This is a genomic window from Candidatus Anoxymicrobium japonicum (genome assembly GCA_002843005.1).
In the GTDB taxonomy this organism is placed as follows: Bacteria; Actinomycetota; Geothermincolia; order Fen-727; family Anoxymicrobiaceae; genus Anoxymicrobium; species Anoxymicrobium japonicum.
The window spans coordinates 1-8,278 of sequence record PHEX01000070.1; the positions used below are offsets into that span (position 1 = coordinate 1).

The following is an 8,278-nucleotide window of genomic DNA, read 5'->3' on the forward strand; positions in this document are numbered from 1 at the left end:
AGGGGGGTTCTGCCCCAACCCTCTCCCACCCCACGCGCTTCGCCCGCGGTGACCCCGGGGCGAGGGGGCGCAGAGGAAACCCTCTCCCGCAGGGGGAGAGGGAGCTCTTGAGCCGCGTCTCTAAAGGCGCGGTTCCGTCTGGCGGCCTTGTCAGGTCGCCCTCAAACGCGCCGCAGCATACGTGTTATCGAACAAACAGAGAGGACTTGAATGAGACCGACCTGGGATCAGTACTTTTTGAGCATAGCAAGGGTGGTAGCGGGTCGAGCGACCTGCCTTCGCAGGGAGGTTGGAGCGATTATAGTAAAGGACAAGCGTATCCTCGCCACGGGCTACAATGGCGCTCCAAAGGGGATCGCCCACTGTCTCGATACCGGTTGCCTGCGCAATGAGTCAGGCGCCAAATCGGGCACGACCCACGAGCTGTGCCGTGGCCTGCACGCGGAGCAGAACGCGATACTACAGGCCGCGCTCCACGGCGTATCGATTGACGGAGGCGTGATCTACTGCACGCACCAGCCGTGCGTGCTCTGCACCAAAATGCTCATCAACGCTGGACTCCAGGCGATATACTACCTCGAGCCTTACCCGGATCTGCTTGCGGGCAAGCTGCTGAAGGAGGCCGGGATCGCCGTGGAGAAAATGGATCTGGCGCGGGAGAGCGGCAGTTGACATGAGACTGTATTTTATTGCCTTCGCGTCAACGCTCATTAGTGTGCTGGCCCTCACCCCTCTGGTTCGCCGGCTGGCCGCGCGCCTTGGCGCCGTCGATGTTCCCGAGGATCGCAAGGTTCACGAAACAGAAACGCCTACTCTCGGCGGTATAGCTATCTACTCGAGCATGATGATCGGCGCGGCCGTCTATCTGATATTCGGATACAGCAGGGTATTGCGTGGGGATCTCGCGGGCATTCTGCTTGGGGCGACCGTCATAGTGATTTTCGGAGCGATAGACGACATCCGCGGGCTCTCGCCGCTGTCGAAGCTGTTCGGCCAGATTCTCGGCGCCGGGGTACTCGTCATCATGGGTGTGCAAATCCAGAACATCAACATTCCCGGGGTAGCCGTGTTTTCGTTGTCACCGGAGTTGTCAGTGATCATCTCGCTCATATGGGTTGTCGCGTTCATTAACATCATAAACCTGATCGATGGCCTTGACGGCCTGGCCGCCGGGATTACCTGCATTATTTCATTTTCGATGTTCTACTACGTGACGCAAACAGGAGTGGGCGCCACATTTGTGGATGCCGCGCTCATCTCGATATTGTTGGCGGGCGCGACGTTGGGTTTTCTCCGTTATAACTTCAACCCGGCGAACGTGTTCATGGGGGACTCCGGCAGCATGCTCCTGGGCTATATGCTGGGCGCCGTCACTATTCAGGGCGTGCTCAAGAGTATCGCCGCCGTGGCTTTGATAATACCGGTGGTGGCGCTCGCGTTGCCGATTGCCGACACGGGCATGGCTATTATGAGGCGTTTTAGAAAGGGAAAGCCGATCACGCACGCCGACAAGGAGCATATCCATCACAAGTTGCTGAACATGGGCCACAGCCAGCGGCAGGCGGTGCTTCTTCTCTACTTCTGGACGGCCCTTCTTTGCGGAACCAGCCTCGCGCTGAAGTTCATGACCAACAACAAGATGATGTGGATCGCACTGGGGCTCGTGGTCGGTGTGTTCGCCCTGACCGCGATACCGCGAATCGTGAGGGGGAACGGCACGGGAGGAAAGCATCGCGCAACCTCAGAAGCGAAGGGCCCGAGACGCGGGGCGCGACGCGGCCCTGGACGCACAGGAGGAACAAAGTGAACCAGGCGAATGACGTTATTGAATGGAAAAGCGAAATCCAGGTCGATGAGCTGTACGACAGATACAGCAAATCACTGGCACAATCTCTGTCAGTAGCCGGCGGGGGCGTAATCCCGGTTTGCCTCATCATCTCGGCTGTGTTCGCTGGGTGGCGCGGATTTACCGGCGCGTTCGTTGGTGGCACAGTGGCGTCGCTGTACACCATTGTGGCTATCGCGTGTTTGAAGTGGGCGCTCTCAAAGCCCATGAGTGTCATGCTGGTCATCTTGATGGCGACGATGTGGGGCAGGTTGATTGCTGTTGGCGCCGCTCTGTACGGGCTTTCCCGCATCCCGGCGCTGAACGGTTATGCGCTTATCTTCTGCTTCCTGGCGCTTTTTCTTGCGTATACCATTCTTGAAACGGTTCTTGCCTGGCGCATCTTTGGCGCCATGTTCAAGAAAGAGCGACATGAAACCGGCTTAAAGGAATAGAAGACGGTTGTGATAAACTTTTGTTCGTGAAAACGCCTATAAGGGGGGACTGAAGATGGCTATCAAAAAGGTATTTGTGGTTGGAGCGGGACTGATGGGTGGAGGTATCACACAGGTCGCGGCGACCGCCGGTTATGAGGTCACAATGCGTGACATGACCGATGAGATTCTCGAGAAGTCTGTCAAGACAATCGAATGGTCTGTTGGCAAGTTCGCGAGCAAGGGCAAGATAACGGAAGAGCAGGCCAAAGCGGCCATTTCCAACATCAAGACCACTACGGAACTGGCCGACGCCGCTGACGCCGATCTCGTGATAGAGGCCGTCTTCGAGAAGCTGGAGCTCAAGCAGGAGATTTTCAAGGCGCTTGATGAAATCTGCAAGCCCGAGTGCGTCCTCGCGTCCAACACGTCCGCGATATCCATCACAAGCATCGCCTCGGCCACCTCCAGGCCAGAGCTGGTTGTCGGCACGCATTTCTTCAGCCCGGTTCCGATGATGCGCCTCTGCGAGCTCGTTCGCGGCCTCGAGACTTCCGATGCCGCTCTTGGCGCGTGCGAGGAGTTCGCGAAGTCGATTGGCAAAGAGACTGTTGTCGTCAACAAGGACGTCGCGGGCTTTGTGGCGAATCGCGTTGGACTCGCGATGTCGTCGGTAGCCGTCAGTCTTGTGGCGGCGGGGGTCGCGACTCCACAGGACGTGGACAAGACAATGAGGCTCGGCTTCGGTCACGCGATGGGACCGTGCGAGACCGCGGATCTCACCGGGATAGACGTTCTCATGAACGCGATGAAATCTATCTACAACGAGACAAAGGATGAGCGCTACTGGCCACCGGAACTGCTGCAGCGCATGGCCGCGGCGGGCTTGCTGGGCCGCAAGACAAAGAAAGGTTTCTACGATTACAACTCCGGCCAGCAGGAGGCTTACTGGAAGCTTTAGGTTTCACCTGCGGACACTCGGCAAGGAACAACGGTTGAACGTGTTTGGAATCAGGACTCGAGGAGGAGCGCGAAGTGAGTAATGTGAAATTCGAGGGCGTATACGTTCCAAATATAACCCCGTTCAAAGATGGCGCCGTCGACGTAGCCAGTTTGCGCGGGCTAATCGATTATCTCATCGAGGGTGGGGTGAACGGCCTCACGCCATGCGGCACTACCGGCGAGAGCACTACGCTGTCGCATGAAGAGCACATCGACGTGATACGGATAACGGTTGAGCAGGCCGCCGGACGCGTCCCGATCATGGCGGGCATCGGCACCAATGACACGCGCGAGACGTTGAGCATCCTGGAGCGGGCGGAGGAGATCGATCTGCAGGGTTATCTGGTTGTGTGTCCCTACTACAATCGCCCAAACCAGGAAGGCATCCTTGAGCACTTCCGGGCTGTGTCCGAGAGGACGAATCGCCCTGTTGTTCTCTATAACATACCGATGCGAACCGGTCGAAATATGGAGGTCGGCACTATTGTCGAGCTATCGAGAATCCCCAATATAGCGGGGATCAAGGACGCGTCCGGGGATATCGACCAGGTTATGAATATCATAACCAGAACAGAAAACTTCAGCGTTCTGTCCGGAGAGGACCACCTGCTCTTCCCGATATGCTGTCTGGGCGGACACGGCGGCGTCATGGCCAGCGCGCACGTGCTGCCGGGTGAGTTTACGGCCATCATCGACGCCGTCAAGAGCGGCGACATTGTCGAGGCCCGCCGTTTGCACTATCGCATGCTGCCACTGGTGAGGATGATGTTCAAGGAGCCAAACCCCGCGCTGGCGAAAGCCGCGATGAAGTTAATGGGAATCATCGATTCCGACGAGATGAGGCTTCCACTGCTACCAGTGTCCCCCGCGTGCAGGGAAGACATGGCGGGTGTCCTCCACGGGTTGAAGTTGCTTTGATCGCTGGACAAGCCGCGCCGTTTCGTGAGAGGTCTTTGAAGTAAGCCGAATGGACGATGCCAGCAATATTCATGATCCCGAGATAGACGATGAAGTGGCGCCGCGCCATCGCCGCGCCATCGCTATCGGAATCGCTGTCGCCCTTGTCATAGTGGCGTTCATCATCAGCCCCTGGGGCCCTTTCAAAGGCGTGTTTTACGCCACTAAAAAGACATCGAAGAAAGCGGTGGCGAAAACCAGCGACGCTCGCGTGGCAACGGGCAGGCACAACAGGAACAAGCGAGAATCGACCGCTCCCGCCGCCCCGATCCACGTCGAGAAGAAGTCGGACGCCACTCCCCCCGCGGTCGCTATCGTCGTTGACGATGTAGGCAATGGTGTGGACAAACTGCCTTTGTGGATCGCGATTGACGCGCCACTTAGCTTTGCCGTTCTGCCAGCCCCGCCACTTTCCGCGCAACTGGCCGAGCAACTTTACATGAGCGGCTACGTGATCATGATGCACGTGCCGACAGACAACGCGCCGCCGAACTCATTTTCCGGCACAGGGCAGCTCGCGACAGGAATGGATCGGGCGACAGTATTCGCTACGCTCGACTCCAACTTCGCGACCGTGCCCCACGCGACTGGCATGAACAATCACCAGGGCGGGCGTGGCTGCGATCAGTTGGACTTGATGACTTTTGAGGTCGAATGGGCGAAGTCGAAGGGTCTCTTTGTGGTGGACAGTAGCAGTTCGGCCGACAGTAAAGTCTCGCAGGCCTGCCTCGCTCTTGGCTTGCCCAGGAGGGAGAACGAGGTCTTCATTGATCACCAGAACGAGCCGGAGTACATCCGTGGCGCGATGCGCAACCTCGCGAATCTCGCCCGGCAGAACGGATGCGCGATAGGCATCTGCCACTGGCATCGCCCGAACACGGCTGCCGTCGTCGGCGAGATGATTCAAACGCTAAAGGCGGAGGGAATCCACTTCGCCTTTGTTTCAAACACCCCCCCCTGACAAGTGGCGCCAGGTGGATTCCCCCCTGATAAGGGGGGTCAGGGGGGTTCTCCCCTGGTGAGCGAGGTGGATGAGAAAAGTGGATGAGTGATTGACGCCTGGAAGAGGGGAAGAGCCAAAGTGAAAGAGGCGGCTTACTACGAGAAGATCGGTAACGGGAACGCGCGTTGCCATCTGTGCCCCCGCGAGTGCGTGATCACTCCCGGCAAGAGAGGTTTCTGCCGCGTGCGCTCGAATGTCGATGGTACGCTCTACTCCGATATCTATGAGCGCGTGCTCGCTGTCAACCTTGACCCCATTGAAAAGAAGCCCCTGTATCATTTCTACCCGGGGAGTTCTATCTTTTCGATAGGCACGAGGGGGTGCAACCAGCGCTGCGACTTCTGTCAGAACTGGGAGATGATAGAGACGGACTCCCCCGGCACCTGCATAACCGCGGATGAGGTCGCGGGCATGGCCGCGCGCGGCGGATCAATCGGTGTCGCTTACACTTACAACGAGCCGTCTATATGGTTCGAGTTTGTCCTCGAGTGCGCGGCGAGAGTTCACGACCGCGGCCTCAAGAACGTTCTTGTCACCAACGGATTGATCAACCTGGAACCGCTCGAGGAGTTACTGCCCTTCGTCGACGCGATGAACATAGACGTCAAGTCGATGGATCCTGAGTTCTACCACGATATTTGCAAGTCGAAGCTTGAGCCGGTTCTCGAGACCGTTCGCCGCGTAAGACGAGATTGCCACATCGAGATAACGAACCTCCTTATACCTACGCTGAACGACTCCGACGAGCAGATCGAGGAGATTGTCGATTTTGTCGCCGAGTTGGGCCGCGACACACCACTGCACTTCTCCGCTTATCATCCCTGCTACAAGATGACCGTAGAGGCAACGCCGTTGGAAACGCTTCAGAGGGCGTTTGACCTTGCCGGGCGAAAACTCGACTTCGTGTACCTCGGAAACGCGCGCGCCCGTGGCACGGGCGATAGCCGTTGCTCCGCCTGTGGCAAGAATGTCGTCGAGCGAGACGGGTATTTGACGCGCGTCACGGGTCTCCACGGGAACAAGTGCGCGTGGTGTGGTAACGATTTACCGTTTGTAGTATAGTCCTGGTATTCCACCCGTGACTGGAAGGAGGCTTTGATGAAGACGTGTCTATGTGATAGCGCAAAAGAGCAGCCTGATGATCCGTGTAAGCAAGATTCCAAAAAAGACGCCAAAAAGATTGCCGTGCGCATGGTCGCCTGTTTCCTCATGATCCTCATGAGATACATTGGCCGCAGGATACTCAAGAGACGTAAACTCGCCCGCGCGCGCAAAAAAAACGAGCGCAAGATGAACAGGCTCGTTGGCGAGAGCGTCGATGCGCCGCTCGAGATTTCGAAAGAGAATAAGGAGGCCGCCCCCGGCCGCGGGCGCAAGAAGAAGATGTCTGGCGCGGCGAAGAAGAAAACCGACAAAAAGAAACACAAGCTGATCTGGGCCGTGGTCACTGTCATCGCTGTTGCTCTCGCGGTAAAGGTGGCCGCGAACAAATAGTCCACGCGTCGCGCGCTGACATGCAAGAAAGTAGAAAGAGTTGGAAATAGAAGTAGAGGAAAAAGAGGGGTACCACGTAGTTGCCCCGGTCGGAGAGCTCGACGTATATACGATTCCGTTGTTCAGGAAGGTTGTCCTCAAGCTCGAGGGTGAGCGCGCTCGAGACTTGATCCTCGACTTGACCCGTGTAACTTTCATCGATTCGAGCGGCCTCGGCAGCTTGATAGAAACATACCAGAAGGTCAAGGCGGTCGATGGCGAACTCGCGTACGTTATTGACAACCCACGGGTACTCAAGATTCTGAGCCTGGTTAACCTGGACAAAGTTTTTCGCGTCTTTTCAAACCTCGGTCAGGCTCTGCAGGATGTTGGTGTGACAGGCGGATACGTTGACGAAGAGTTTTTCTCAGACCTCACCTGATAGCGCCAGGCGGCTGGTAGTAGATCTTCCCTGCAGCAAGAAATCACTTGCAAGAGCGCGCCACAAGATCGTGATGTTCGCGTCTGAACACGGGTTCGGAGCGGAGGCCCAGGATATTGCCCTTGCCGCGCAGGAAGCCCTCAAGAACATAATTCAATATGCCCACCCCGCGGATAACAACATGCATTTCGAGTGTACGGTTGCCGGGGAGAACTTCACTATTGACGTGATAGACCAGGGCTCAGGTTTCGACGTCACGATTCTCGAGAAAGATCACGCCACTCCCATGTCTCTGCACGGGCGCGGCATCAAGCTCATCCGTGGACTCATGGACAGCGTCCGGATCACGAGCGATAGTGAGGGCACCGTGGTCCACATGCAAAAGAAACGTTCTCTTCCATAGCATTTAACTTTGGATGCTAGTCGGTCACCTACGGATTCTTGTGAGAACCAAAAAATATTAGACCCGATCCTTACCTTCTGCTATCATTTTCTCAGTTCGACGGGGGAGTGCCCGAGTGGTTAAAGGGGGCGGACTGTAAATCCGTTGGCGTAGCCTACGCAGGTTCAAATCCTGCCTCCCCCACCAGCGAGATGTTTAACGGGCAGATTGTTTGTGTGCGCATGTCTGGCCTTAAGGCGGACAGGCTGCAAGATTTCGTTGGCGCAGCCCCCACCACCGGCTAAGATGTTTTGGAAAACGCAACACAGGGGCCTGACCCCTATGTTGCGTATTTGAGAACGTGGAGCGAATCTGTTAACCTGTTATGGAGCCGTGGCGCGGGTATCCGAGCCACGGCCTAATAAACGGTTGAGCCCGGTTAGCTCAGTCGGTAGAGCACGTGCATGGTAAGCACGAGGTCGTCAGTTCGAATCTGACACCGGGCTCCACGCGTTGCGTTCCCCACAGCAGGGGTTTATTTTATTAGTGGGAATACGCAGGCGGTGTAGCTCAGTTGGTAAGAGCGCACGGTTCATACCCGTGAGGTCACTGGTTCGAGTCCAGTCACCGCTACCAGCTTTGGGAGGCAGAGCCGTTGTCGGCCAAAGGACAGTAAGGAAGGAAGGAGGCGCCATGGCCAAGGAAAAGTTTGAGAGAACCAAGCCGCACGTGAACGTCGGCACCATAGGGCATGTGGATC

11 protein-coding genes and 3 tRNA genes are annotated in these 8,278 nt (G+C 56.9%); all 14 read left to right on the plus strand.

The window, feature by feature from the left end:
- Nucleotides 1-210 precede the first annotated feature (210 nt).
- Nucleotides 211-672, plus strand: coding sequence for a cytidine deaminase (locus CVT63_06935; GenBank protein ID PKQ27628.1), 462 nt, complete (start codon nt 211-213; stop codon nt 670-672).
- Between the two features lies 1 nt (nt 673).
- Nucleotides 674-1,807, plus strand: coding sequence for an undecaprenyl-phosphate alpha-N-acetylglucosaminyl 1-phosphate transferase (locus CVT63_06940; protein ID PKQ27629.1), 1,134 nt, complete (start codon nt 674-676; stop codon nt 1,805-1,807).
- Nucleotides 1,804-2,280 carry a hypothetical protein gene (locus CVT63_06945; protein ID PKQ27630.1) on the plus strand — a complete coding sequence of 159 codons (477 nt, stop codon included), beginning with the start codon at nt 1,804-1,806 and terminating at the stop codon, nt 2,278-2,280. The genes CVT63_06940 and CVT63_06945 overlap by 4 nt, the downstream gene beginning before the upstream one ends.
- 55 nt (nt 2,281-2,335) lie before the next feature.
- The gene (locus tag CVT63_06950) at nt 2,336-3,220 is read left to right on the plus strand and encodes a 3-hydroxybutyryl-CoA dehydrogenase (GenBank protein PKQ27631.1); all 885 of its coding nucleotides are present in this window, start codon (nt 2,336-2,338) and stop codon (nt 3,218-3,220) included.
- 44 nt (nt 3,221-3,264) lie between these two features.
- Entirely contained in the window at nt 3,265-4,179 is a 915-nt protein-coding gene (locus CVT63_06955) for a 4-hydroxy-tetrahydrodipicolinate synthase (protein PKQ27632.1), read from the plus strand.
- 49 nt (nt 4,180-4,228) lie between these two features.
- Nucleotides 4,229-5,179, plus strand: a complete 951-nt coding sequence (locus CVT63_06960) for a hypothetical protein (protein PKQ27633.1) — start codon at nt 4,229-4,231, stop codon at nt 5,177-5,179.
- A 120-nt stretch (nt 5,180-5,299) separates the two neighbouring features.
- The gene (gene amrS / locus CVT63_06965; GenBank protein ID PKQ27637.1) at nt 5,300-6,283 is read left to right on the plus strand and encodes an AmmeMemoRadiSam system radical SAM enzyme; all 984 of its coding nucleotides are present in this window, start codon (nt 5,300-5,302) and stop codon (nt 6,281-6,283) included.
- Nucleotides 6,284-6,319: 36 nt separating this feature from the next.
- Complete coding sequence (locus CVT63_06970) at nt 6,320-6,715, plus strand: hypothetical protein (protein ID PKQ27634.1); 396 nt, start codon at nt 6,320-6,322, stop codon at nt 6,713-6,715.
- Nucleotides 6,716-6,755: 40 nt separating this feature from the next.
- Nucleotides 6,756-7,136 (plus strand): anti-sigma F factor antagonist, encoded by a 381-nt coding sequence (locus tag CVT63_06975; protein PKQ27635.1) that lies wholly within the window; start codon nt 6,756-6,758, stop codon nt 7,134-7,136.
- 73 nt (nt 7,137-7,209) lie between these two features.
- Nucleotides 7,210-7,539, plus strand: coding sequence for a hypothetical protein (locus CVT63_06980; GenBank protein ID PKQ27636.1), 330 nt, complete (start codon nt 7,210-7,212; stop codon nt 7,537-7,539).
- A gap of 101 nt (nt 7,540-7,640) precedes the next feature.
- Nucleotides 7,641-7,725: transfer RNA gene (locus CVT63_06985), tRNA-Tyr, on the plus strand.
- A gap of 226 nt (nt 7,726-7,951) precedes the next feature.
- A tRNA-Thr gene (locus CVT63_06990) sits at nt 7,952-8,027 on the plus strand.
- Between the two features lie 50 nt (nt 8,028-8,077).
- Nucleotides 8,078-8,154 (plus strand) — tRNA-Met (locus CVT63_06995).
- A gap of 57 nt (nt 8,155-8,211) precedes the next feature.
- On the plus strand, nt 8,212-8,278 hold a 67-nt coding region (locus CVT63_07000; protein ID PKQ27638.1), incomplete at its 3' end, for an elongation factor Tu.